Source organism: Burkholderia sp. BCC0419 (assembly GCF_902830285.1).
GTDB lineage: Bacteria > Pseudomonadota > Gammaproteobacteria > Burkholderiales > Burkholderiaceae > Burkholderia.
Map to the genome: position 1 here is coordinate 3,021,123 of NZ_CADESR010000001.1, position 24,605 is coordinate 3,045,727.

Below are 24,605 nucleotides of genomic sequence, written 5' to 3' on the forward strand. Positions count from 1 at the left end.
TCCCGCTCCGCTCACGCGAAGAGGGCACCTTTCCCGGCCCGGCGTCGCATCCGACGCGGCCTGTCGTGGTCCGTAGCATCCGTCACGCCGGCGATACCGCGGCAGTTTCGCCGCGGCTTCGCCTGTGTTTGCGTCAGTCAGCCTGCTTGCGCAGGAAAGCCGGGATGTCGTACGTGTCGACACCCTTCTCCTGCAGCGCCTGCACGTGCGATGCCGCGGTTTCGCGCGAATTGCGCCACACCGCCGGCGTATCGAGCGCGCCGTAGTCGGCCGTGCTGACGTGATGCGGCTGCGCATAGCCGTGCGACACCGCGCTGACCGGCTGGTTGTCCGTACCGGTGCGCAGCAGCGTCATCGGAGCCGACTGCTGCTTCTTCGCCGCACGGCCCAGACCCGTCGCCACGACCGTCACGCGCAGCGCATCGCCCATCGCGTCGTCGTACACCGCACCGAAGATCACCGTCGCATCTTCCGCCGCGTAGCTCTTGATCGTGTTCATCACTTCGCGCGTTTCCGACAGGCGCAGCGAACGGCTCGACGTGATGTTGACCAGCACGCCGCGCGCACCCGACAGATCGACGCCTTCGAGCAGCGGGCTCGCCACGGCCTGTTCCGCCGCGAGGCGTGCGCGATCGACACCGGCGACCGTCGCCGTGCCCATCATCGCCTTGCCCTGCTCGCCCATCACCGTCTTCACGTCTTCGAAGTCGACGTTCACGAGGCCGTCGACGTTGATGATTTCCGCGATACCCGCCACCGCGTTGTTCAACACGTCGTCCGCGCACTGGAAGCACTTGTCCATCTCGGCGTCGTCGCCCATCACGTCGAACAGCTTGTCGTTCAGCACGACGATCAGCGAGTCGACGTGATCCTCCAGTTGCTGCGAGCCTGCTTCGGCGACACGCATGCGCTTGCCGCCTTCGAACTCGAACGGCTTGCTGACGACACCGACCGTCAGGATGCCCATCTCCTTCGCGATCTGCGCGACCACCGGTGCCGCGCCCGTGCCCGTGCCACCACCCATGCCGGCCGTGATGAACACCATGTGCGCGCCGCGCAGTGCGTCGGCGATGCGCTCACGTGCTTCTTCCGCTGCCGCACGGCCCATTTCCGGCTTCGCACCGGCGCCAAGACCCGTGTTGCCGAGCTGGATCACCGACGATGCGCGCGAACGCGACAGCGCCTGGGCGTCCGTGTTCATCACGATGAAGTCGACGCCCTGCACGCCGCGGTTGATCATGTGCTGGACGGCATTGCCGCCAGCGCCGCCAACGCCGACCACCTTAATGATGGTGCCGTTGGTTTCGGTTTCCAGCATTTCGAATTCCATTGTTGCCTCCGTCAAGAGAATGACTGCTACTCGGCCGTTATTCGGCAGGAGATCGGGCAACCCCCTGTCGCGCGCCAGCCGCCGGCACCAGCGCGAATTTCGATTCGTTACGTCACCAAGAAAACGCCGGGCCGCCCCAAGTTTTCTTGGCCCCCTCGGGGGGCAGGCTCGGCATGCCGAGCCGTGGGGGTACTTAAAAATTGCTCAGGAACCATTCCTTCATCCGCGAGAACACCTGCCCCGCGTTGCCGGACTGCACGGCGACCTTGCGGCCGCGCATGCGCTGCGCACTGCCTTCGACGAGCAGCCCCATCGCCGTCGAGTAGCGCGGATTGCGCACGACGTCGGAGAGGCCGCCTGCATATTCCGGCGCGCCGATGCGCACCGGTTTCAGGAAAATGTCTTCGCCGAGCTCGACCATGCCCGGCATCATCGAAGCGCCGCCGGTAATGACCACGCCGGAGCTCAGGAGTTCTTCGTAACCCGATTCGCGCACGACCTGCTGCACGAGCGAGAACAGTTCCTCGACGCGCGGCTCGATCACGGCCGCGAGCGCCTGGCGCGACAGCGTGCGCGGGCCGCGTTCGCCGAGGCCCGGCACTTCCACCATTTCGTCCGGATCGGCGAGCGCCTGCTTCGCGATCCCGTAGCCGACCTTGATGTCCTCCGCATCCGGCGTCGGCGTGCGCAGCGCCATCGCGATGTCGCTCGTGATCTGGTCGCCGGCGATCGGGATCACCGCCGTGTGGCGGATCGCGCCTTCGGCGAAGATCGCGATGTCCGTCGTGCCGCCGCCGATGTCGACCAGCACCACGCCGAGATCCTTCTCGTCTTCCGTCAGCACCGCCAGCGACGACGCGAGCGGCTGCAGGATCAGGTCGTTCACTTCCAGCCCGCAGCGGCGCACGCACTTGACGATGTTCTGCGCGGCGCTCACCGCGCCCGTCACGATGTGCACCTTCACTTCCAGCCGGATGCCGCTCATCCCGATCGGCTCGCGCACGTCTTCCTGGCCGTCGATGATGAATTCCTGCGTGAGGATGTGCAGCACCTGCTGGTCGGTCGGGATGTTGATCGCCTTCGCGGTCTCGATCACGCGCGCGACGTCCGTCTGCGTGACTTCCTTGTCCTTGATCGCGACCATCCCGCTCGAGTTGAAGCTGCGGATGTGGCTGCCCGCGATCCCCGTGAACACGTTGGTGATCTTGCAGTCGGCCATCAGCTCGGCTTCCTCGAGCGCGCGCTGGATCGACTGCACGGTGGCCTCGATGTTGACCACCACACCTTTCTTCAGACCCTTCGACTCGCTCTGGCCGAGACCGATCACCTCGTAGTGACCCTCGCCCTTCAGCTCGGCGACGATGGCCACCACCTTCGACGTGCCGATGTCGAGGGAAACCAGCAGATCCTTGTAGTCTTTGCTCATAAAGTGCTCTTGCGTGTGATCTCTCGTTACTTCTTGCGCTTGTCGGTATCGGTCAGGAACCGCATGCCTGCCGCGCGAATCGCGAATCCGTTCGGATAACGCAGGTCCGCGTACTCGATGTCGTTGCCCCAACGCTCCGTGACGGCCGGCCACGCAGCGACCAGACGCTGGCTCCGGTCGTGCAACGTGTCGCTGTTGCGCTCCTTGCCCAGCTCGACCTGCATGCCGTTCGACAGCTTCACCGTCCACGCGTACCGCGCCGACAGCGTCACTTCTTCCGGCGCCGCCTTCAGCGGCGCAAACCATTTCCCGAAGTCGCGATACCGCGTGACGACTTCCTTCGCACTGCCTTCCGGGCCGTCGAACGCCGGCAGCTCCTGCTCCAGCTCGCCCTGGTTCGCGGTGAACAGCTCGCCGTCCACGCTCACCAGTTGATCGCTGCCCCAGGTCCCGAGCGGTTTGTACTCCTCGAGCGTGACAGCCAGCGCATTCGGCCATACCCGGCGCACGCTCGCGTGACGCACCCACGGCATCTGCTCGAACGCCGCGCGCGCCGTATCGAGATCGACCGTGAAGAAATTGCCCTTCAGCCGGCCGACCACGCCCGCGCGCACCGTCGGCGAATTGATGTGCTCGGTGTCGCCGTCGATCCGGATTTCCCGCAGCGCGAACGTCGGGCGCTGGATCAGCCAGTAGCAGCCGGCCGCCGCCAACACGAGCAGCAGCAGCGCGTACAGCGCGCTGGCGGCAAGGTTGAGTTGGCGAACGTTGTTCCACATACGTCGTTTCCGTTCCTGCGTCAGTCGTTGAGCGTGAGCGACAGCACCTTCACGACCAGCTCCGAATAGCCGATGCCGACCGCGCGCGCGGCCTTCGGCGGCAGCGAGTGGTCGGTCATCCCGGGGGCCGTGTTCACTTCCAGGAAATACGCATTGCCGGCCGCGTCGAGCATGAAATCCGCGCGGCCCCAGTCGGTGCAGCCGAGCACGTCGAACGCGCGGCGCGCGATGCGCTTCAGTTCCGCTTCCTGTTCCGCCGGCAGGCCGCACGGGATCAGGTACTGCGTATCGTCGGCGACGTACTTCGCGTGGTAGTCGTAGAACTCGCCGGCCGGCACGATCTTGATCAGCGGCAGGTCGAGATCGCCGGCGATGCACGCGGTGTATTCGCCGCCGCCTTCGATGCTCTTCTCGACGATCACGATCTTGTCGTGCGTCGCGGCTTCCGCGAGCGCGGCCGGCAGCGCGTCGGCCGTCTTCACCTTCAGCACCGCGACGCTCGAGCCTTCGCTCGCCGGCTTCACGAACAGCGGCAGGCCGAGCTTCGCGACGATGTCGGCCGCGCGCGCGGCCAGGTCGTCGCCGCGCATCACCGTCTCGAACGGCGGCGTCGGCACGCCCGTCTGCTGCCACACGAGCTTCGTGCGGAACTTGTCGAGGCCGAGCGCCGAGCCGAGCACGCCGCTGCCCGTGTAGCGGATCCCGTAGAAATCGAGCGCGCCCTGAATCTGGCCGTTCTCGCCGTAGCCGCCGTGCAGCGCGTTGAACGCGCGCACGAAGCCTTCGTCCTTCAGCGCCGACAGCGGCCGCTCGGCCGGGTCGAACGGATGCGCGTCGACGCCCGCGTCACGCAGGCCCTGCAGCACGAGGCGGCCCGAGGTCAGCGACACCTCGCGCTCGGCGGATTCGCCGCCGAACAACACCGCCACCTTGCCGAAACGTTTCGGATCGATCCCGCTCATGTCATGCCTTCTGTTGAATGTGTTGCACGAGCTTCGCCGGCACGCCGCCGATCGAACCCGCGCCCATCGTGATCACCACGTCGCCGTTCTGCGCGACCTTCGCCAATGCGTCCGGCACGTCGTCGACCGTCGCGACGAACACCGGGTCAACCTTGCCCGCCGCGCGCAGCGCACGCGACAGCGCGTCGCCGCTGGCCGTCGGGATCGCGGCCTCGCCGGCCGCGTAGACCTCCGTCAGCACCAGTGCATCGACCGTCGACAGCACGTTGACGAAATCGTCGAAGCAGTCGCGCGTGCGCGTGTAGCGGTGCGGCTGGAACGCCAGCACGAGGCGGCGGCCCGGGAACGCGCCGCGCGCGGCCGCGATCGTCGCCGCCATCTCGACCGGATGGTGACCGTAGTCGTCGATCAGCGTGTACTGGCCGCCGTCCGCGCTCGGCACTTCGCCGTAACGCTGGAAGCGCCGGCCGACGCCGTTGAATTCCGCCAGCGCCAGCTGGATCGCGTCGTCCGACACGCCGAGATCGGTCGCGATCGCGATCGCCGCGAGCGCGTTCTGCACGTTGTGCAGGCCCGGCATGTTCAGCACGACCGCGAGCGGCGCGCGCCCTTCGCGGATCACCGTGAAATGCATCCGGCCGTCGCGCGCGTCGATGTCTTCCGCGCGCACCTGCGCGTCCGGCGACAGCCCGTAGCGCACGACCGGCTTCGAGATGAACGGGATGATCTGCCGCACGTTCGGATCGTCGACGCACACGACCGCGCTGCCGTAGAACGGCAGGCGCTGCGTGAATTCGATGAACGCCTGCTTGAGCCGCGCGAAATCGTGGCCGTAGGTGTCCATGTGGTCGGCGTCGATGTTCGTGATAACTTCGATCACCGGATACAGGTTCAGGAACGACGCGTCCGACTCGTCGGCCTCGGCGACGATGAAGTCGCCCGTGCCGAGCCGCGCGTTCGCGCCGGCGCTGATCAGCCGGCCGCCGATCACGAAAGTCGGGTCCAGCCCGCCCGCCGCGAGCACGCTCGCGACGAGGCTCGTCGTCGTGGTCTTGCCGTGCGTGCCGGCGATCGCGATGCCCTGCTTCAGGCGCATCAGCTCCGCGAGCATCACCGCGCGCTGCACGATCGGCACGCCCTGATGACGCGCGGCCAGCACTTCCGGGTTGTCCGAGCGCACGGCCGTCGACACGACGACCGCGTTCGCGCCCGCGATGTTCGCCGCGTCGTGGCCGATCGCGATCCGCGCGCCGAGCGCCTGGAGACGGTCGGTCACCGCGTTGCGCGACAGGTCCGAGCCGCTGACCTCGTAGCCGAGGTTGACGAGCACTTCGGCGATGCCGCTCATGCCCGCGCCGCCGATCCCGACGAAATGAATGTGTTTGACGATGTGTTTCATTGCAGTGTTTCCAGGTTCGCGCCGGCCGCCTTCGCGCAGACACGCGCGACTTCGTCGGTGGCCTCGGGCTTCGCGAGCGAGCGCGAACGTTCCGCCATCGCCGCGAGCGATGCCCGCGACTGGCCGCGCAGCCAGTCGGCGAGCAGTTCCGCCGACAGGTCGCGTTGTTGCACCAGCACGGCCGCGCCCGCATCGGCGAGGAACGCCGCGTTGGTCGTCTGGTGATCGTCGACCGCGTACGGGAACGGCACGAACAGCGCCGCCACGCCCACCGCCGCGATCTCCGACACCGTCATCGCGCCCGACCGGCAGATCACCAGATCCGCCGCCGCATACGCGGCCGCCATGTCGTCGATGAACGGCACGAGCCGCACGTCTTCGCCGGCCGCGAAACCGGCCGCTTCGTAATTCGTCTTCAGTGCCTCGATGTGCTTCACGCCGGCCTGGTGCACGACGCGCGGGCGCTCGCCCGGCGCCAGCAGCGCCAGCGCGCGCGGCACGACTTCGTTCAGCGCGGCCGCCCCGAGGCTGCCGCCGACGACCAGCACGTTCAGCGGGCCGCTGCGTGACGCATAGCGTGCTTGGGGCGGCTCCGTGTGCGCAAGTTCCGCGCGAATCGGGTTACCGGTCCATTCCGCATGCGGCAGCGCGCCGGGGAACGCGACGAGCACGCGCTTCGCGAGTTTCGCGAGCACCTTGTTCGTCAGGCCCGCGATCGAATTCTGTTCATGCAGTACGAGCGGGCGCCCCGACAACGCGGTCATCACGCCCGCCGGGAACGTGATGTAGCCGCCCATCCCGAGCACGACGTCCGGCCGCACGCGGCGCAGCGCCCCGAGGCTCTGCCAGCATGCGCGCAGCAGATTGACCGGCAGCGTCAGCTTGGTCTTCAGGCCCTTGCCGCGCAGCCCGCCGAACCGCACGTACTCCATCGGAATGCCGTGCTTCGGCACGAGCGTCGCTTCCATCCCGGCCGGATTGCCGAGCCATACGACGCGCCAGCCCGCCGCCTCCATCCGGTGCGCGACCGCGAGCCCGGGGAACACGTGGCCCCCGGTGCCGCCTGCCATCACCATCAGCGTGCGTTGCGACGCGGTCATACCTTCCCTCCGCGCATCAGCACCCGGTTCTCGTAGTCGACCCGCAGCAACACCGCGAGCGCGACGCAGTTCAGCAGGATGCCGGAGCCGCCGTAGCTCACGAGCGGCAGCGTCAGCCCCTTGGTCGGCAGCAGCCCGAGGTTCACGCCCATGTTGATGAACGTCTGCGCGCCGAACCAGATGCCGATGCCCTTCGCCGTCAGGCCCGCGAACGTGCGGTCGAGCGCGAGCGCCTGGCGGCCGATCTCGAACGCGCGGCGCACGATCCAGTAGAACAGCAGGATCACGACCAGCACGCCGACGAAGCCGAGTTCCTCGCCGATCACCGCGAGGATGAAGTCGGTATGCGCTTCCGGCAGGTAATTCAGCTTCTCGACGCTACCGCCGAGGCCGACGCCGAACCACTCGCCGCGGCCGAAGGCGATCAGCGAGTGCGTGAGCTGGTAAGCCTTGCCCTGCGCGTAGCGCTCGTCCCACGGATCGAGATACGCGAAGATCCGCTCGCGACGCCACGGCGACAGCCACACGAGCATCGTGAACGTGCCGACCGCCGTCGCGACGAGGCCGCCGAACAGCTTGCCGTTCACGCCGCCGAGGAACAGCACGCCCATCGCGATCGCGGCGACCACCATGAACGCGCCCATGTCGGGCTCGAGCAGCAGCAGCGCGCCGACCAGGCCGACCGCGAACGCCATCGGCAGGAAGCCCTTCGCGAAACTCTGCATGTACTCCTGCTTGCGCACCGTGTAGTTCGCCGCGTAGATCGTCACCGCGAGCTTCATGATTTCCGACGGCTGCATGTTCGTGATGCCGAGCGGAATCCACCGGCGCGCACCGTTCACGCCCTTGCCGACGTGCGGGATCAGCACGATCACGAGGCCGACCAGCGCGATCAGGAAGAGATGCGGCGCGTATTTGTCCCAGGTCGACACCGGCACGCGGAACGCGATCACCGCCGCGATGAACGCGACGGTGAGCGACACGCAGTGGCGCATCAGGAACGCGTAATCGTGATACGACGCGTATTTCGGCGAATCGGGCATCGCGATCGACGCCGAATACACCATCACGACACCGAGCCCGAGCAGCGCGATCGCGACCCACAGCAGCGAATAGTCGAAATCGAGCATCCGCGAACGGCTCGGGCGCACGCCGTTGACGACGCTGGCGAGGCCGCCGGTCGCGGCGCGCGTGGCCGATGCGACGCGGCCGCCCGCGGCATTGCCGCCGGTGTCGCGCCGGTCGTTGAAACGGGAGACGAGGCGATCGGACCAGCTCATGGCGTCGCTCCTTTGTCGATGGCGATTTCGTCGACCGCCGCGCGGAACACTTCCGCGCGATGGGCGTAGTTCCGGAACATGTCGAGGCTCGCGCACGCGGGCGACAGCAGCACCGCATCGCCCGGCTCGGCCAGGTCGGCCGCCGCATGCACCGCGCCTTCGAGGGTCGGGTGGTCGGCGAGCGGCACGCCCGTTTCGGCAAGCGTGTCGCGGAGCGCCGGCGCGTCGCGGCCGATCAGCATCACCGCGCGGCACCAGCGCGCGACCGGCGCGACCAGCGGCGCGAAATCCTGCCCCTTGCCGTCGCCGCCCGCGATCAGCACGATCTTCTGCGCGAGCCCGTCGAGCGCGGCCACCGTCGCGCCGACGTTCGTACCCTTGCTGTCGTCCACGTAATCCACGTCGTCGATCGTCGCGATCACTTCGACGCGATGCGCTTCGCCGCGGTATTCGCGCAGCGCGTGCAGCAGCGGCGCTGCGGCCAAGTCGATCGCACGCGCGAGCGCGAACGCAGCCAGCGCGTTCGCCGCGTTGTGCAGCCCGCGGATGCGCAGCGCGTCGGCCGGCATCAGGCGCTTCTGCGCGATGTCGGGCGTATGCGCGTCGCGCTTGCGCCGGCGGGTCGTCGTCGCTTCATCCGGCGCGTCGCGATCGACGGCTTCCACCAGCCAGGCGATGCCGTTGTCGCGCGACAGCCCGTAGTCGCCGTCCTGCGTCGGTTCGTTCAGGCCGAACGTGACCGTGCGCGGCGCGTCGGCCGCGCCGGCTGCGGGCGCGAACTTCATCACGGCCGCGTCGTCGCGGTTCAGCACGCGCGTCGTCGTCGCGCCGAAGATCCGGCCCTTTGCCTGCGCATACGCGTCGAAGCTGCCGTGCCAGTCGAGGTGGTCCTGCGTGATGTTGAGGATCGCGGCCGCATCGGGCGCAAACGTGCGCGCGGTCTCGAGCTGGAAGCTCGACAGTTCGAGCACCCATACGTCGGGCAGCGCGGTTTCGTCGATCGCGCTCGCGAGCCGGTCGAGCATCGCCGGGCTGATGTTGCCCGCGACGGCGACCTTCTTGCCCGAGCGCTGGCACAGCAGGCCCGTGAGGCTCGTCGTCGTGGTCTTGCCGTTGGTGCCGGTAATCGCGAGCACCTTCGGCTGGTAGCCGCTCGTGCCGAGCGCGCGCAGCGCCTGCGCGAAGAATTCCAGTTCGCCCCACACCGCGATACCGCGCTCGTTCGCGGCCGCGACCAGCGCCGCGAGTGCCGGCTCCAGCGGCGACAGCCCGGGGCTCAGCCCGACGATCTCGATACCGCCGTCGAGCAGCGCGGGCGTGAACGCACCGCCGACGAATTCCGCATCGATGCCTTCGGCCTGCAGCGCGGCAAGGTTCGGCGGCGCCTCGCGGGTATCGGCAATGCGCAGCCGGCACCCGTGCCTCGCGCACCATCGCGCGATCGCGAGACCCGATTCCCCGAGCCCCAGTACGAGCACCATCGGCCGTTGCCGATCTCCAAACATCTCGCCAGACATCCTTGTTACCTTTCCTTTACCGCAGCTTGAGGGTGGTCAGACCGAACAGGCACAGCATCAGCGTGATGATCCAGAAACGCACGACCACCTGCGTTTCCTTCCAGCCGGACAATTCGAAATGGTGATGCAGCGGCGCCATCTTCAGCAGGCGCCGCCCTTCGCCGTAACGCTTCTTCGTGTACTTGAACCACGAAACCTGCAGCATCACCGACAGCGTTTCCGCGACGAAGATGCCGCCCATGATGAACAGCACGATTTCCTGGCGCACGATCACCGCGACCGTACCGAGCGCGCCGCCCAACGCCAGCGCGCCGACGTCGCCCATGAACACCTGCGCGGGGTGCGTGTTGTACCAGAGGAACGCGAGCCCTGCCCCGCCCATCGCGGAACAGAAGATCAGCAGTTCGCCCGCGCCCGGGATGTGCGGGAACAGCAGGTATTTTGAATAGACCGCGCTGCCCATCACGTACGCGAACACACCGAGCGACGCGCCAACCAGCACGACCGGCATGATCACGAGGCCGTCGAGGCCGTCGGTCAGGTTCACCGCGTTGCTCGCGCCGACGATCACGAAGTAGGTCAGCACGATGAAGCCCCAGACGCCGAGCGGGTAGCTGATCGACTTCAGGAACGGCAGCATCAGGTCGGCACGCGCCGGCAGCCCCATCGACAGGCCGCTCCTCACCCACGCCATGAACAGGTCGAACACGCGCACGTTGTTCGCCTCGGACACGCTGAACGCGAGATAGACGGCCGCGAACAGCCCGATCACCGACTGCCAGAAATACTTTTCGCGCGACGACATCCCGCGCGGGTCCTTGTGGACGACCTTGCGGTAATCGTCGACCCAGCCGATCACGCCGAAACCGAACGTGACGAGCATCACGATCCAGATGAAACGGTTCGTCAGGTCGCCCCACAGCAACGTCGCGACCGCGATGCCGATCAGGATCAGCACGCCGCCCATCGTCGGCGTGCCGGACTTGACGAGGTGGGTCTGCGGGCCGTCCTTGCGCACGGCCTGCCCGACCTTCATTTGCGTCAGCTTGCGGATCACCCACGGTCCGCACACGAGCCCGATCCCGAGCGCGGTGATGGTGGCCATCACCGCCCGGAACGTGAGGTACGTGAACAAGCGCAAAAAGCTTGCGTCGCCTTGCAGCCATTGCGCCAGCGCCAGCAGCATGCTTCCTTCCTTCTACTCAGTGTGCGGCGGGCACGGTGCCCGCCGCGGATTGGTTCGTCAGCGCGTCGACCACGCGCTCCATCTTCATGTACCGCGAGCCCTTCACGAGCACCGTCGCCTGCGCGCCGTAACCGGCCACGAGCAGCGCCGCCACCAGCGCGCCGACGTCGCCGAAATGGCGTGCCGTGTCGCCGTATGCCGTGCACGCGTCGCGCGATGCGTCGCCGAGCGCGAACAGCGCGTCGATCCCGCGTTCGCGCGCGTACGCGCCGATCTCGCGGTGGAATGCCGGCCCTTCGTCGCCGACTTCGCCCATGTCGCCGATCACCAGCACGCGCGGCGCCGGATGCGCGGCGAGCACGTCGATCGCCGCACGCATCGAATCCGGGTTCGCGTTGTACGTATCGTCGACGACCGTCGCGCCCGCGAGGCTGCCGACGCTCGCCTGCTTCACCTGCAGCCGGCCCTTGACCGGTTCGAACGATTCGAGCCCCTGCCGGATCGCCGACAGCGCGACGCCGGCACCGAGCGCCGCGGCCGTCGCGGCCAGCGCGTTACGCGCGTTGTGCTCGCCGAGCGCACGCAGCCGCACCGTGACGGCGCCGACCGGCGTGTCGATCGCGAGTTCGCCGCCGTGCACGCGGCCGACGACCTGCGCGGCGTTCTGCCGTTCGGCGTCGTGCAGCGCGAAATCGAGGATCCGGTTGCCGGTCGCCGCGACGCGCCAGATGCCCGCGTACGCGTCGTCGGCCGGGAACACCGCGACGCCGTCCGGCGGCAGCGCGTGAATCACGGCCGCGTGTTCGAGCGCGACGGCCTCGACCGTCGCCATGAATTCCTGGTGCTCGCGCTGCGCGTTGTTGACGAGCGCGACCGTCGGCGCGGTGAGGCGCGCGAGGACTTCGGTTTCGCCCGGGTGGTTCATGCCGATCTCGATGACCGCGAGACGATGCGCGGCCGACAGGCGCAGCAGCGTCAGCGGCAGGCCGACATCGTTGTTCAGGTTGCCGGCCGTCGCGAGCCGCGCGTCGGTGCCGACCGCCGCCGCGAAGATCGACGCGATCATTTCCTTGACGGTCGTCTTGCCGTTGCTGCCCGTCACCGCGACGAGCGGCAGCGGGAATCGCATCCGCCAGCCGTGCGCGAGCGCGCCGAGCGCGGCACGCGTTTCGCCGCCTTCGATCATCGGCAGCGCGACATCCGCCGGCGCATGCGCGACGAGCGCCGCGGCAGCCCCGCGCGCGGCGACGTCGCCGAGGAAGTCGTGCGCGTCGAAGCGCTCGCCCTTCAGCGCGACGAACAGGTCGCCCGGGCCAGCCGTGCGGCTATCGGTCGACACGCGGTCGAACGTGACGCCCGCGTCGCCGCGGACGGTGGCGCCGGAAATCAGGCGGGCGGCTTCGCCGAGACTGAGCATCGTCATTCGGCGCCTCCCTTGCCGTGCGTCGCGCGCGCTGCGAGCGCGAGCCGCGCGTGATCCTGGTCGGAGAACGCGCGCTTCTTGCCCATGATTTCCTGCGTGGCCTCGTGGCCCTTGCCGGCCAGCACGACGACGTCCTCGCGTACGGCGCCGCGCACCGCCTGCAGGATCGCGCTCGCGCGATCCTCGATACGGCGTGCGCGATCGGGCGCGGTCATGCCCGCGACGACCTGATCGATGATGTGCTGCGGATCTTCGCTGCGCGGGTTGTCGCTCGTGACGACGACTTCGTCGGCGAGCCGCTCCGCGATCGCGCCCATCAGCGGACGCTTCGTCGCATCGCGATCGCCGCCGCAGCCGAACATGCAGACGAGCCGGCCGCCGCGTGCGGCGGCGATCGGGCGCAGCGCGTCGAGCGTCTTTTCGAGCGCGTCGGGCGTATGCGCGTAGTCGATCACGACGAGCGGTTCGTCGTTCTGCAGCCGGCCGCCGAGCCGCTGCATCCGGCCGTTGACCGACTCGAGCCGTTCGATCTCGGCGAGGGCCGCCGCGAACGGCACGTCGGCCGCGAGCAGCGAGCCGAGCACGGCGAGCAGGTTGCTGACGTTGAACGTGCCGAGCGTGCCGACCTCGACGTCCGCGTCGCCCCACGACGAATGCAGGCGGAAGGCGGTACCCGTCGCGGTCGCGCGCACGTCGAGCGCGACCAGTTCGCGATCGGCGTCGGGCGCCGGTGCGTCGCCGATCCCGTACGTGATCGTGCGTACGCGGCCGGCCAGCTTCTCGAGCAGGCGGCGGCCTGCTGCGTCGTCGCGGTTGATCACCGCCGCGCGCAGGCCACGCCACGCGAACAGCTTCGCCTTCGCGCCCTCGTACGCGTCGAACGTGCCGTGATAGTCGAGGTGATCCTGCGTGAGGTTCGTGAACACCGCGATGTCGAACGCCGTCCCGTTCACACGCCCCTGGTGCAGCGCGTGCGACGATACCTCCATCGCCACGGCCTGCGCGCCCGCGTCGCGCAATTGCGCGAGGCTGCGCTGAAGCTGCGGCGCGTCGGGCGTCGTGAAGCCGGTCGGCACGAGCTGGCCCGGCATCCCGCTGCCGAGCGTGCCGATCACCGCGCACGGCTGGTGCAGCGCCGTCAGCGCGGCGGCGATCCACTGCGTGCACGACGTCTTGCCGTTCGTACCCGTGACACCGATCGCGAGCAGGCTGTCGCTCGGATCGCCGTACCAGCCGCTGGCGATCTCGCCGGCGAGCTGGTCGAGCGCCGGCACTGCGAGCGCGACGGGTACGGTCGGCGCGGCCGGTGCGTCGGTCAGCCCTTCCGGCTGATACAGCACGGCGGCCGCACCGCGTGCGACGGCGTCGGCCATGAAAGCGCGGTTATCTGCCCCGTCGACCGCATATGCGACGAACACGTCGCCAGCCTTGAGGCTGCGCGTGTCGGCATGCAGTTGCGCCGCGGGGGTCACATGCTGACGCAGCCACGCGAGCGCGGCTGCGATCTGCTGATGCGCCGGATGGGAACTGCGGGCGGCGCTCATCGAACAACTCCTGGTGAATTACGCGTCGTGCTGGACACGATCATATGCTTCGCACCGCCACCTGCGGCCAGCTTTTGCGGGCCCTTTGCGGCAGCGGATTCCGGCGAATCGTCGGACACGACGAGCTGCTTGATCGGCATGTTCGGCGGGACGTTCAGCGCACGCATCGTGTCGCCGGCGATCGCCGAGAATACGGGGCCGGACACCTGGCCGCCGAAGTGGCTGCCGGCGGTCGGCTCGTCGACCGACACCGCGACGACGATGCGCGGATTCGGCATCGGCGCCATCCCGACGAACGACGCGCGGTACTTGCGCGTGTAGCCGTGACCTTCGTGCTTGTATGCGGTACCGCTCTTGCCGCCGACGCGGTAGCCCGGCACGGCCGCATCCGGCGACGTGCCGCCCGGCGCGACCACCGTCTCGAGCATCGCGCGTACTTCGCGCGCGGTGGTCGGGTTGAATACCTGCGTGCCCGCGATCGGCTGATTGGGGTCGGTCTTGAAAATGGTCACGGGCATCAGCTCGCCGTCGTGCGCGATCGCCGTGTACGCCCGCGCGAGCTGGAACAGCGACACCGACAGGCCGTAGCCGTACGACATCGTGGCCTGCTCGATGCGGCGCCAGCTCTTCCACGGACGCAGGCGGCCGGCCACCGCGCCCGGGAATCCGACCTTCGGCGCCTGGCCGAGGCCGATGCTCGTATACATATTCCACATTTCCTCGGGCCGCATCGTCATCGCGATCTTCGTCGCGCCGATGTTGCTCGACTTCTGGATCACGCCGCCGACCGTCAGCGTGCCGAAACCCGCGTCATCGGTGATCGGCGCGCCGTCGAGCACGAAATGCCCGTTGCCCGTCTCGACGAGCGTGTTCGGCGTCACGCGGTGCAGATCGAGCGCGAGCGATACCGTAAACGGCTTCATGATCGAGCCCGGCTCGAACACGTCGGTCATGATCCGGTTGCGCAACTGCTCGCCCGTCATGCGCGAACGGTCGTTCGGGTTGTACGTCGGGTAGTTGACGAGCGCGAGCACTTCGCCGGTACGTACGTCGACGACCATCGCCGCGCCGGCCTTCGCCTTGAACTTCTCGACGGCGGCCTTCAGGTTCGCGTACGCGATGTACTGGATCTTGCTGTCGATCGACAGGTCGACGTCGGCGCCGTTGTGCGGCGGGATCTGCTCGGCGACGTCCTCGACGATGTGCCCCATCCGGTCCTTGATCACGCGACGCATGCCCGACGTGCCGGACAGCATCTTCTGGTCGCCCAGTTCGACGCCTTCCTGCCCTTCGTCCTCGACGTTCGTGAAGCCGATCAGGTGAGCGGTGATCTCGCCTTCCGGATAGAAGCGCTTGTATTCGTTGCGCTGATAGATGCCGGGAATATCGAGCGCGGCGACCTTGTCCGCGACGTCGATCGGCACCTGGCGCTTCACGTAGACGAAACCCTTGTCTTGCGACAGCTTCACGCGCAGTTCCTTCGACGTCATGCCGAGGAGCTTGCCGAGCTGGTTGATCTTGTCGGCATCGAGATCGTCGGGCACCGCGTCCGGAATCGCCCAGATCGCGCGCACCGGCAGGCTCGTCGCGAGCACGAGCCCGTTACGGTCGAGGATCTTGCCGCGCGTGGCCGGCAGCTCCAGCGTGCGCTGGTAGCGGCTTTCGCCCTGCTTCTGATAGAACGCGTTGCCGGGCCCCTGGATCCAGAACGCCCGACCGGCCAGCGCGACGAACGCCATGAACAGCAGGAACACGACGAGCTTCGAGCGCCACATCGGCAAATGAACGCCCAGCACGGGGCTCGACGAGAACTTCACGTTCTGGCGCTTCGGGGACGGCTTCATCGCGCGCCCCCCTTGCCCTTGCCGGCCGTGTCGGCCGATGCCGCGATCGGCGCGTCGATCGCCTTCGCGGCGCCCGGCGGCAGCGTCAGGTATTGCGTGCGGCCGGTCGAGATCGGCTGCATTTTCAGCGAATCGTTCGCGAGCTGCTCGATGCGCGACGTCTTCGACAGCGCGCTCTGCTGATATTGAAGCTGCGCGTAGTCCTGCTGGAGCTGACGCTCCTGCGACTGCGCGCGCTGCAGCTGGATGAAGATCTGGCGCTGCTGGTTCGTCGAATTGACGACCGACAGCGCGCAACCCATCACGATGATCAGCAGGAAGATGTTGAGGCGGCTCATGGCGTGACGCGCTCCGCAATGCGCATCACGGCCGAGCGGGCGCGCGGATTCGCGGCGACTTCCGCTTCGCTCGGAAACTGGCGGCCGATGATCTTGAGCGGCGGGCTCGGGAGGTCGACGGCGCGGATCGGCAGGCGACGATCGACCGCAGGCGCACTCGCGTGCGCCTGCATGAATCGCTTGACGATCCGGTCCTCGAGTGAATGAAAGCTGATGACCACCAGCCGCCCCCCTTGCTCCAGCAGCGACAGTGCCGCGCCTAGTACGACTTGCAGGTCCGCAAGCTCTTGATTGACGTGAATCCGTATAGCCTGAAAGGTGCGGGTTGCCGGATCCTTGCCCTTCTCACGGGTTTTGACGACGTGACCCACGATTTGGGCAAGCTCGCCCGTGGTGTCGAGAGGCCCAAGACGGTCGGACTCTGCCCGGCGAGCAACAAGCGCCTTTGCAATCTGAAAAGCAAACCGTTCTTCCCCATAATCCCGTATCACCTCCGTCAATTCCTGCACCGAAGCCCGCGCGAGCCATTCGGCCGCCGACTCGCCACGCGTCGGATCCATTCGCATGTCCAGCGGACCATCGGCGCGGAAGCTGAAGCCGCGCGCCGGATCGTCCACCTGCGGCGAGGACACGCCCAGGTCCAGCAACACCCCCGACACCTTCTCGATGCCGCGCGCCGCAAGCGCGTCGCGCATCGATGCAAAGCTGTCATGCACGATCGAGAAGCGCGCATCCTCGATGCCCTGCGCCGTCTCGATCGCCCTCGGATCCTTGTCGAACGCGATCAGCCGCCCGGCCGACGCCAGCCGCGCGAGCACCGCGCGGCTGTGGCCGCCGCGCCCGAATGTGCCGTCGACATACACGCCGTCCGGCCGCGTCACGAGCGACTCGACCGCTTCATCCAACAGCACCGTTCGATGCCGCAATTCATTTCCCATCGCGGGCGTCTCCGTCACCGCAATCAGAACGTGAAATTCTTCAGCGCGTCGGGCATGCCCTGCGCCATCGCTGCCTGCTCCTTCGCGTTGTAGGTCTGCGAATCCCACAGCTCGAAGTGACTACCCATTCCCAACAACATGACTTCCTTTTCCAGTCCGGCTGCCATGCGCAGCTCGGGCGATACAAGAATCCGGCCCGCGCTGTCGAGATCGACATCCATCGCATTGCCGAGAAAAATTCGCCGCCACCAGTGCGCGTCCATCGGCAGCGCGGCGATCTTGGCGCGGAACACTTCCCATTCGGGGCGCGGAAACAGCAACAGGCAGCCGTCCGGGTGCTTGGTCACAGTCACCCGTCCTTCTGCCTGTCCTTGCAGCGCTTCGCGATAGCGAGCCGGCACCGACATCCGCCCTTTCGCATCGAGCGTCAGCGCCGACGCCCCTTGGAACACTTTCCGCTCTCCCGTTCAGGGCACCGAAGCACCCGCTCAATGCTGAGAATTTAGCCGGAACAGCCTGCTAAATCACACAAAAATACACTTTCTCACACTGTCTCCCACTTTAGAGGAAGGGTGTGGCACGGTCAAGGGAGCGGCCCGCTTTTTTGACGAATTTTGTTAGTTAGAACAAGGACTTACGCGCACATGCTCATACGACCCCTCATTCTAAAAACCGTTATAAATGAATGAGCTAGTGCAACTTGTGAAGGTGATACGTGAGAAAGATGGGCCAGACGGGCGTACGGACGGGGCTTTCGGGGGCGGGAAAACGAGGAGTAAGCGGGCGGTATCGGGGGCGGCGAACCGGGGCGGCGTCCCACGCCACCCCGGCGCAAATCTCAGAGATAGTACGCAGTGCTCGTCATGACTTTCGACGCGGCACGCATCAGCATCCGTGCAGGCAGCGGCAGCTCGATTCCGCCGGCGTCGGTCGCGGCCTTGCCGTGCTTCACTTCGTCGATCCGCATCTGGTCGACGATCGCGCGCGACGCGGTGTCGGTCGCCGGCAGCTCGGACATGTGGCCTTCGAGGTGGTTCTCGACCTGCCGCTCCGTCTCGGCCATGAAGCCGAGGCTGACCTTGTCGCCGAGCGTGCCGGCCGCCACGCCGATCGCGAGCGCGCCGGCATACCACAGCGGGTTCAGCAGGCTCGGGCGCGAATCGAGTTCCTTCAGGCGGTGCGCGGTCCACGCGAGGTGATCCTCCTCCTCGCGCGCGGCCTCCTCGAACATCGCCTTCGCCGATGCCGTGCGCGCGGTGAGCTTCTGCGCCTGGTAGAGCGCCTGCGCACAGACCTCGCCGACGTGATTCACGCGCATCAGGCCGGCCGCGTGCGTGCGCTCGGCGGGCGTCAGTTCGACGTCCGGCGTATCGGCCGGCACGGGCACCGGCCGGCTCATCCGGCTAATGCCGGTCAGCGATCGCAGGCCGCGATCGAATTCGCTGATCAGTTCATCCAACACCATCCTGTTCTCCTGGCTGCAGGTGCCGCTGCGCGCGGCAAGGGCACGAGTCCGCTGCGTAACCGACTTGATTATTCAGCGGAAATTGCGGTTAACCCGTGATTTTAACCATTGTTGCATAAAGGAAACATGGCGGCGTTGAGCTGCAGCATTTCGCTTTGTGGCAAAAACCGGCTTTGCTACATTACGTGCGACTTCTTGCGAAGTTGAAGGGGCCCGTCAACAGAACATAACTATCCGCCCCGCCAAAAAAATTCAGTGATTCTTGGAGATCCGTTAATGAAAAAGTCGCTTCTCGCGCTCGTCGCGCTGGGCGCGTTCGCTGGCGCTGCCCAGGCGCAAAGCAGCGTGACGCTTTACGGCATCATCGATGAAGGCTTCCTCTTCAACAACAACGCAGGCGGCAAGCATCTGTACGGCCTGGCCAGCGGCGTGATGCAAGGCAGCCGCTTCGGCCTGCGCGGCACCGAGGACCTCGGTGGCGGCCTGAAGGCGATCTTCACCCTCGAAAACGGTTTCGACGTGAACAGCGGCAGGCTCGGTCAGGGCGGCCTGATGTTCGGTCGTCAAGCTTACGTCGGCCTGTCGAGCCCGTACGGTACGGTCACGCTGGGTCGCCAGTACGACTCCGTCGTCGACTTCGTCGGCCCGCTCGAGGCAGGCGACCAGTGGGGCGGCTACATCGCCGCTCACCCGGGCGACCTCGACAACTTCAACAACGCGTATCGCGTGAACAACGCGGTCAAGTTCACGAGCGCGAACTACGGCGGCCTCACGTTTGGCGGCTTGTACAGCTTCGGCGGTCAAGCAGGCCAGTTCTCGAAGAACCAGGTCTGGTCGCTCGGCGCAGGCTACAACAACGGCCCGCTCGTCCTCGGCGTCGGTTACTTGAACGCACGTACGCCGAACCAGTTCGGCGGCATGTTCAACAACGGGTCGGCATCGTCGTCGGTCTCGTCGCCGGTCTACGGCGCGTACGCGAACAACGCGAACACGTACCAGGTCATCGGTGCGGGCGGTGCGTACACGTTCGGCGCAGCGACGATCGGCGCGACGTACTCGAACACGAAGTTCAAGGGCTTCTCGGCAGGCCCGTTCGTGAACCAGACCGCGACGTTCAACAACGGCGAAATCAACTTCAAGTACCAGTTGACCCCGGCGTTGATCCTCGGCGCGGCGTACGACTACACGCAAGGCAGCAAGATCGACGGCAACTCGGCAGCCAAGTACCACCAGGGCTCGCTGGGCGTCGACTACTTCCTGTCGAAGCGCACCGACGTCTACGCGATCGGCGTGTACCAGCACGCATCGGGCAACGTGCTCGATTCGAACGGCAACGTCCTGAAGGCAACGGCAGCGATCAACGGCCTGGCCGGGTCGAGCACCAGCAACCAGGTCGCGGCACGCGTCGGTATCCGTCACAAGTTCTAATCAGCTTGCCTGACGAGCCGCAGTATATTGAAGGCGCCTTCGGGCGCCTTTTTCTTTTCTGGTGGGGCGGGGATGTTGGCGGGTGGTGGGTCGGTGGGTGATGGATCGGCGGTCTGTGGGTCGGCAGTCGGTGGATCTATGGGTCCGCTGGTAGCAGTAGACGCACGTCGCCTGTGCCGTCCCGAGTCGTCAACTCGAAACAAGGCTTGCCGCCGCTTCCCGCGCGAAACAAGCGCTTCCGGTCATCCACCCGCAGCCGCAAACAAAAAAACCCGGCACGGGCCGGGCTTTTCGTTCAACCGTATCGTTGTGCGCGTTACGCGCGTCCGTCGCGCAGTTCACGCCGCAGGATCTTGCCGACGTTCGTCTTCGGCAACTCCGTGCGGAACTCGACCAGCTTCGGCCGCTTGTACCCGGTGAGCCGCTCCTTGCAGTAAGCAAGGATGTCCTTGTCGGTCAGCGCCGGATCCTTTTTCACGACGAACAGCTTCACGGCTTCGCCGGAATGCTCGTCCGGCACGCCGACCGCCGCCACCTCGAACACGCCCGGATGCGACGCCACCACGTCCTCGACTTCGTTCGGATACACGTTGAAGCCGGACACGAGAATCATGTCCTTCTTGCGATCGACGATCTTCACGTAGCCGCGCGCATCCATCACGCCGACGTCACCCGTCTTGAAGAAGCCGTCCGCGAACATGACCTTTGCGGTCTCGTCCGGCCGGTTCCAGTAGCCGGCCATCACCTGCGGCCCGCGGATGCAGATCTCGCCGGGCTCGCCGAGCGCGACGTCGTTGCCGGCATCGTCGCGGATCGCGACTTCGGTCGACGGCAGCGGCAGGCCGATCGTGCCGCTGTATTCGGTCGCCGTCACCGGGTTGCAGGTCGCCACCGGCGACGTTTCGGACAGCCCGTATCCTTCGATGATCGCGGTATGGGTCTTTTCATACCACCGCTTCGCGACGCCTTCCTGGATCGCCATGCCGCCGCCGTTGGCGATCACGAGCTTCGACAGGTCGAGCTGACCGAATTCGGGATGGTTCAGCAGCGCGTTGTACAGCGTGTTGACGGCCGGAATCGTCGAGATCTGGTAGCCCTTCAGTTCCTTGATCATGCCGGCGATGTCGCGCGGGTTCGGGATCAGGATGCCCATGCCGCCCGTGCGCATCGTCAGGAAACCGCAGACGGTCAGCGCGAACACGTGATACAGCGGCAGCGCGACAACCGTCACGAACTGTTTCACCTCCGGGTACTTATCGTGAGCCGGCTGATGCCAGGCGCCGGCCTGCAGCACGTTCGACACGATGTTCCGGTGCAGCAGCGTCGCGCCCTTCGCCACGCCGGTCGTACCGCCCGTGTACTGCAGGAACGCGACGTCGTCGGGGCCGATCTTCTGCGGCTTGAACGCCTGGCGCGCACCCTCCGACAGCGCGGCCTTGAAGCGCGTGAACGACGGCAGTTGCCACGCAGGCACCATCTTCTTCACGTTGCGCACGACGTAATTGACGAGCCCCCCCTTGATGCCCAGCAGGTCGCCCATCGATGCGACGACCACGTGCTTGACGGCCGTATTGGCGATGACGGCCTGCAGCGTCGACGCGAAATTCTCCAGGATGACGATCGCCTCCGCACCGCTGTCTTTCAGCTGATGCTCGAGCTCGCGCGGCGTATAGAGCGGGTTGACGTTGACGACGGTGTAGCCGGCGCGCAGGACCGCGGCAATCGTCACCGGGTACTGCAGCACGTTCGGCATCATGATCGCGACGCGCGCCCCGCGAGCCAGGCCGCGGGATTGCAGCCACGCGCCGAACTGGCGCGACAGCTTGTCGAGTTCGCCGTACGTGATGCCCTTGCCCATGCAGACGAACGCGGTACGGTCGCGGTACTGCCGGAAACTCTCGTCGAGCAGGTCCGGGACGGACGGATACGGAGAGGAGTCGATTTCGGCTGGAACGCCGGGTGGGTACGATTTCAGCCAAATTTTATCCATACCGCGCGTCTCCTCACAGATTTTCGAATGGTCGTGCTAAAACGCATCGTAACGGCTCCCCCGCCCCGAGACAACAGGGTTAGATGTCCACTTCGAACTTGCGCATCAATTTCGTCTGATCATACGGTGGTATTCGATCAAATGCGCTCAACTTCCACAAGACAATCGTAAAACGTCGCCGAATTGCCCAGATCGGTCAGCGCCTGGCTCGTCACCTCGTTCGCGTTCCTGCCGTCCGGCGACAGTTTCTTCCACCAGATCGACAACCCGACGACGAGTCCGGCACGCGCGCGATCGGTAATTCGCGCGAGCGCCTGCATCGAGCCACGGTCGTTGAAGATGCGGACGACGTCGCCCTCTGCGATGCCGCGCGCGCTGGCGTCGGACGGATGCATGTCGAGGTGCGGCTCGCCTTCCGTCGAACGCAGGCTGTCGACGTTCACGAACGTGCTGTTCAGGAAGTGGCGGGCCGGCGGCGAAATCATCGCCAATGGATAGCGTGCGGCGAGCTCGGGTGCGGCTTCGGCCGATTCGAACGGCGGCAGGTAGTCGGGGACGGGGTCCATGCCCATCTGCTCGAGCCGCGGACTGTAGAACTCGCACTTGCCGGAGGGCGTGCGGAAACCGCCATTCGCGAACGGGGCCTCCGGCAGCTTGAGCTTCAGCCAGCCGGCCCGCTTCAGTGTGTCCCAGTCGCTGTCGAGCGCCGGATCGTCCCAGCGAAGCGCCGCGCGCGCGACCTCTTCGTCGCTGTGATAGAGCGCGGGCTCGTCGAGTCCCATGCTGCGCGCGATCCCGCGAAAGATCTCCGTGTTCGGCCGCGCGTCTCCCACCGGCGGAATCGCCGGCAGGTTCGCCATCACGTAGGTATGGCCGTACGACTTATGGACATCCAGATGTTCGAGCTGCGTGGTCGCCGGCAATACAATGTCGGCGAAATCGACTGTATCTGTCTTGAAGTGCTCGAGAACGACCGTGAACAGATCGTCGCGCGCGAAGCCCGCAGCGACCTTCGACGAGTCGGGCGCAACCGCCACCGGATTCGAGTTGTACACGATCACTGCTTCGACTTTCGGCCCGAACGTCGCGTCGCCCGGATGCAGCAGCGCGTCGCCGATCGCATTCATGTTGATGATGCGCGGCAGCTTGTGCGGCCAACCCGGCATCAGGTCCGGACGCAGCAGCGCCGCCTGATTGACGGGGGCCGATTCCGACGACGAAAGCAGCAGACCGCCCGCCCGATCGCGCCACGCCCCCGTCAGCGCCGGCAGGCTGGCAATCGCGCGCACGGCATTGCCGCCGCCGCGAACACGCTGCATGCCGTAGTTGAGGCGAATCGATGCCTTGCGGGTGGCGCCGTAGCGACGCGCAAGATCGACCAGCTCCGACGCATCGATGCCGCAGATCCGCGCCACGCGTTCCGGCGGATAGGACATTGCGCGCGCCTTGAGCGCGTCGAAGCCGAGCGTATGGTCGGCGATGTAATCGCGATCGAGCAGGTTTTCGGTAATCAGCACATGCATCATGCCGAGCGCAAACGCGCCATCGGTACCGGGCTTCAGTGCGATGTGCTGATGGGATTTCTCCGCGGTCAGCGAACGATACGGGTCGATCGCGACAAGACGCGCGCCACGGCGCTTCGCTTCCTGCGCGCGAGTCCAGAAGTGCAGGCTCGATGCAATCGGATTCGCGCCCCATATCAGAATCAGTTCGCTTTCCTCGAAGTACTCGAGGTGCATGCCGACACTGCCGCCGTACGTGTATCGCAGCCCCGCTGCGCCGGCCGCCGCGCAGATCGCGCGCTCCAGCCGCGAGGCGCCGAGCTTGTGAAAGAAGCGCTGGGCGATGCCCTCGCCTTGCACGAGCCCCATCGTTCCCGCATAGCTGTACGGCACGATCGCTTCCGGCGCGCGCGCAGCGATTTCACCGAGGCGGCGTCCGATCTCGTCGAACGCCTCGCTCCAGCTGATCGGCACGAAGCGCCCTTCCCCCTTCGCGCCGACACGCTTGAGCGGGACAGTGAGGCGATCGGGATGATGAACGCGATCCGCGTATCGGCTGACCTTCGTACACAACACGCCCTGCGTCGGCGGATGGTCGGGATCGCCCGCGACCTTGATTGCCTTGCCGTTCTCGACGGTCACCCGCATTGCGCACGTGTCCGGACAATCATGCGGGCAAACGGCCCGGGCTACCTGGGTGGCGGCGTTCATCGTTTTGAATGCAGAGATGGGGATTCGCAAATTTTACGTGGACACGCCGAATAAAGCGTTCATTTCGCAGCGGTTTTGGATTATCTGACCGAAGACGGGACGAGGTGGCGGGCTGCGGGAAGCGGAAAGCTGGTCGCACAATCGCGCAATTGCGGTCGCACTTGATCGAAGATACGATCAATAATCGATTGAATCGCTGGAGATGGAAGCGATTGAGGGAATTTGATGCTTCAATCGATTGCGTTGGTGGGGGAGTGGGGTGTTAACGAACGCAGATAGCCTTGGTAACGCTTTTCCGCCCGCACGCACATTTCCGCCGCGCCAATGCAAAAACCCCCGCCTTTCGGGCGGGGGTTTCTGGCTTAGGGAGCCTGACGATTACCTACTTTCACACGGGAATCCGCACTATCATCGGCGTAGAGTCGTTTCACGGTCCTGTTCGG

General features: G+C 66.3%; 19 protein-coding genes. 1 reads left to right on the forward strand and 18 read right to left on the reverse strand.

Translation table 11 applies throughout. The features are described from left to right. Positions 1-133: 133 nt before the first annotated feature. From ftsZ to coq7, 16 genes are all read right to left on the reverse strand, one after another. Positions 134-1,330 (reverse strand): cell division protein FtsZ, encoded by a 1,197-nt coding sequence (gene ftsZ / locus HWW87_RS13625; RefSeq protein ID WP_006477012.1) that lies wholly within the window; start codon positions 1,328-1,330, stop codon positions 134-136. Between the two features lie 193 nt (positions 1,331-1,523). Further along, the gene (ftsA, locus tag HWW87_RS13630) at positions 1,524-2,756 is read right to left on the reverse strand and encodes a cell division protein FtsA (protein ID WP_006487138.1); all 1,233 of its coding nucleotides are present in this window, start codon (positions 2,754-2,756) and stop codon (positions 1,524-1,526) included. 26 nt (positions 2,757-2,782) lie between these two features. Then, positions 2,783-3,535 (reverse strand): cell division protein FtsQ/DivIB, encoded by a 753-nt coding sequence (locus HWW87_RS13635; protein ID WP_006477014.1) that lies wholly within the window; start codon positions 3,533-3,535, stop codon positions 2,783-2,785. 20 nt (positions 3,536-3,555) lie between these two features. Then, the gene (locus tag HWW87_RS13640; RefSeq protein ID WP_175820622.1) at positions 3,556-4,497 is read right to left on the reverse strand and encodes a D-alanine--D-alanine ligase; all 942 of its coding nucleotides are present in this window, start codon (positions 4,495-4,497) and stop codon (positions 3,556-3,558) included. Position 4,498: 1 nt separating this feature from the next. Beyond that, positions 4,499-5,896, reverse strand: coding sequence for a UDP-N-acetylmuramate--L-alanine ligase (gene murC, locus HWW87_RS13645; RefSeq protein WP_175820623.1), 1,398 nt, complete (start codon positions 5,894-5,896; stop codon positions 4,499-4,501). Further along, positions 5,893-6,996, reverse strand: coding sequence for an undecaprenyldiphospho-muramoylpentapeptide beta-N-acetylglucosaminyltransferase (murG, locus tag HWW87_RS13650; RefSeq protein ID WP_175820624.1), 1,104 nt, complete (start codon positions 6,994-6,996; stop codon positions 5,893-5,895). Before murG ends, murC begins: the two co-directional genes overlap by 4 nt. After that, positions 6,993-8,276 carry a putative lipid II flippase FtsW gene (gene ftsW, locus HWW87_RS13655; protein ID WP_175820625.1) on the reverse strand — a complete coding sequence of 428 codons (1,284 nt, stop codon included), beginning with the start codon at positions 8,274-8,276 and terminating at the stop codon, positions 6,993-6,995. Before ftsW ends, murG begins: the two co-directional genes overlap by 4 nt. Continuing rightward, the gene (gene murD / locus HWW87_RS13660) at positions 8,273-9,781 is read right to left on the reverse strand and encodes a UDP-N-acetylmuramoyl-L-alanine--D-glutamate ligase (protein ID WP_175820626.1); all 1,509 of its coding nucleotides are present in this window, start codon (positions 9,779-9,781) and stop codon (positions 8,273-8,275) included. The genes ftsW and murD overlap by 4 nt, the downstream gene beginning before the upstream one ends. A 28-nt stretch (positions 9,782-9,809) precedes the next feature. Continuing rightward, on the reverse strand, positions 9,810-10,979 hold the full coding sequence (mraY, locus tag HWW87_RS13665) for a phospho-N-acetylmuramoyl-pentapeptide-transferase (RefSeq protein ID WP_006477019.1): 1,170 nt from the start codon (positions 10,977-10,979) through the stop codon (positions 9,810-9,812). Between the two features lie 16 nt (positions 10,980-10,995). Next, positions 10,996-12,402, reverse strand: coding sequence for a UDP-N-acetylmuramoyl-tripeptide--D-alanyl-D-alanine ligase (murF, locus tag HWW87_RS13670; protein WP_175820627.1), 1,407 nt, complete (start codon positions 12,400-12,402; stop codon positions 10,996-10,998). Beyond that, entirely contained in the window at positions 12,399-13,946 is a 1,548-nt protein-coding gene (locus HWW87_RS13675; protein WP_175820628.1) for a UDP-N-acetylmuramoyl-L-alanyl-D-glutamate--2,6-diaminopimelate ligase, read from the reverse strand. Before HWW87_RS13675 ends, murF begins: the two co-directional genes overlap by 4 nt. Then, a complete protein-coding gene (locus HWW87_RS13680; RefSeq protein WP_175820629.1) occupies positions 13,943-15,790 on the reverse strand; it encodes a penicillin-binding protein 2 in 1,848 nt (615 codons plus the stop codon). The genes HWW87_RS13675 and HWW87_RS13680 overlap by 4 nt, the downstream gene beginning before the upstream one ends. Beyond that, complete coding sequence (ftsL, locus tag HWW87_RS13685; RefSeq protein WP_089434496.1) at positions 15,787-16,128, reverse strand: cell division protein FtsL; 342 nt, start codon at positions 16,126-16,128, stop codon at positions 15,787-15,789. Before ftsL ends, HWW87_RS13680 begins: the two co-directional genes overlap by 4 nt. Next, on the reverse strand, positions 16,125-17,066 hold the full coding sequence (rsmH, locus tag HWW87_RS13690) for a 16S rRNA (cytosine(1402)-N(4))-methyltransferase RsmH (protein WP_175820630.1): 942 nt from the start codon (positions 17,064-17,066) through the stop codon (positions 16,125-16,127). Before rsmH ends, ftsL begins: the two co-directional genes overlap by 4 nt. Positions 17,067-17,089: 23 nt before the next feature. Continuing rightward, complete coding sequence (mraZ, locus tag HWW87_RS13695; protein ID WP_006487094.1) at positions 17,090-17,518, reverse strand: division/cell wall cluster transcriptional repressor MraZ; 429 nt, start codon at positions 17,516-17,518, stop codon at positions 17,090-17,092. Between the two features lie 386 nt (positions 17,519-17,904). Then, positions 17,905-18,531 carry a 2-polyprenyl-3-methyl-6-methoxy-1,4-benzoquinone monooxygenase gene (gene coq7 / locus HWW87_RS13700; protein WP_174386163.1) on the reverse strand — a complete coding sequence of 209 codons (627 nt, stop codon included), beginning with the start codon at positions 18,529-18,531 and terminating at the stop codon, positions 17,905-17,907. A gap of 276 nt (positions 18,532-18,807) precedes the next feature. Between coq7 and HWW87_RS13705 the strand changes: the two genes are divergently transcribed. Next, positions 18,808-19,959, forward strand: coding sequence for a porin (locus HWW87_RS13705; RefSeq protein WP_175820631.1), 1,152 nt, complete (start codon positions 18,808-18,810; stop codon positions 19,957-19,959). 316 nt (positions 19,960-20,275) lie between these two features. Here HWW87_RS13705 and HWW87_RS13710 read toward each other — a convergent pair whose 3' ends face one another. Both HWW87_RS13710 and HWW87_RS13715 read right to left on the reverse strand, forming a co-directional pair. Beyond that, positions 20,276-21,949 (reverse strand): long-chain fatty acid--CoA ligase, encoded by a 1,674-nt coding sequence (locus HWW87_RS13710; protein ID WP_175820632.1) that lies wholly within the window; start codon positions 21,947-21,949, stop codon positions 20,276-20,278. A gap of 137 nt (positions 21,950-22,086) precedes the next feature. Next, on the reverse strand, positions 22,087-24,162 hold the full coding sequence (locus HWW87_RS13715) for a molybdopterin oxidoreductase family protein (RefSeq protein WP_175820633.1): 2,076 nt from the start codon (positions 24,160-24,162) through the stop codon (positions 22,087-22,089). Positions 24,163-24,605 lie beyond the last annotated feature (443 nt).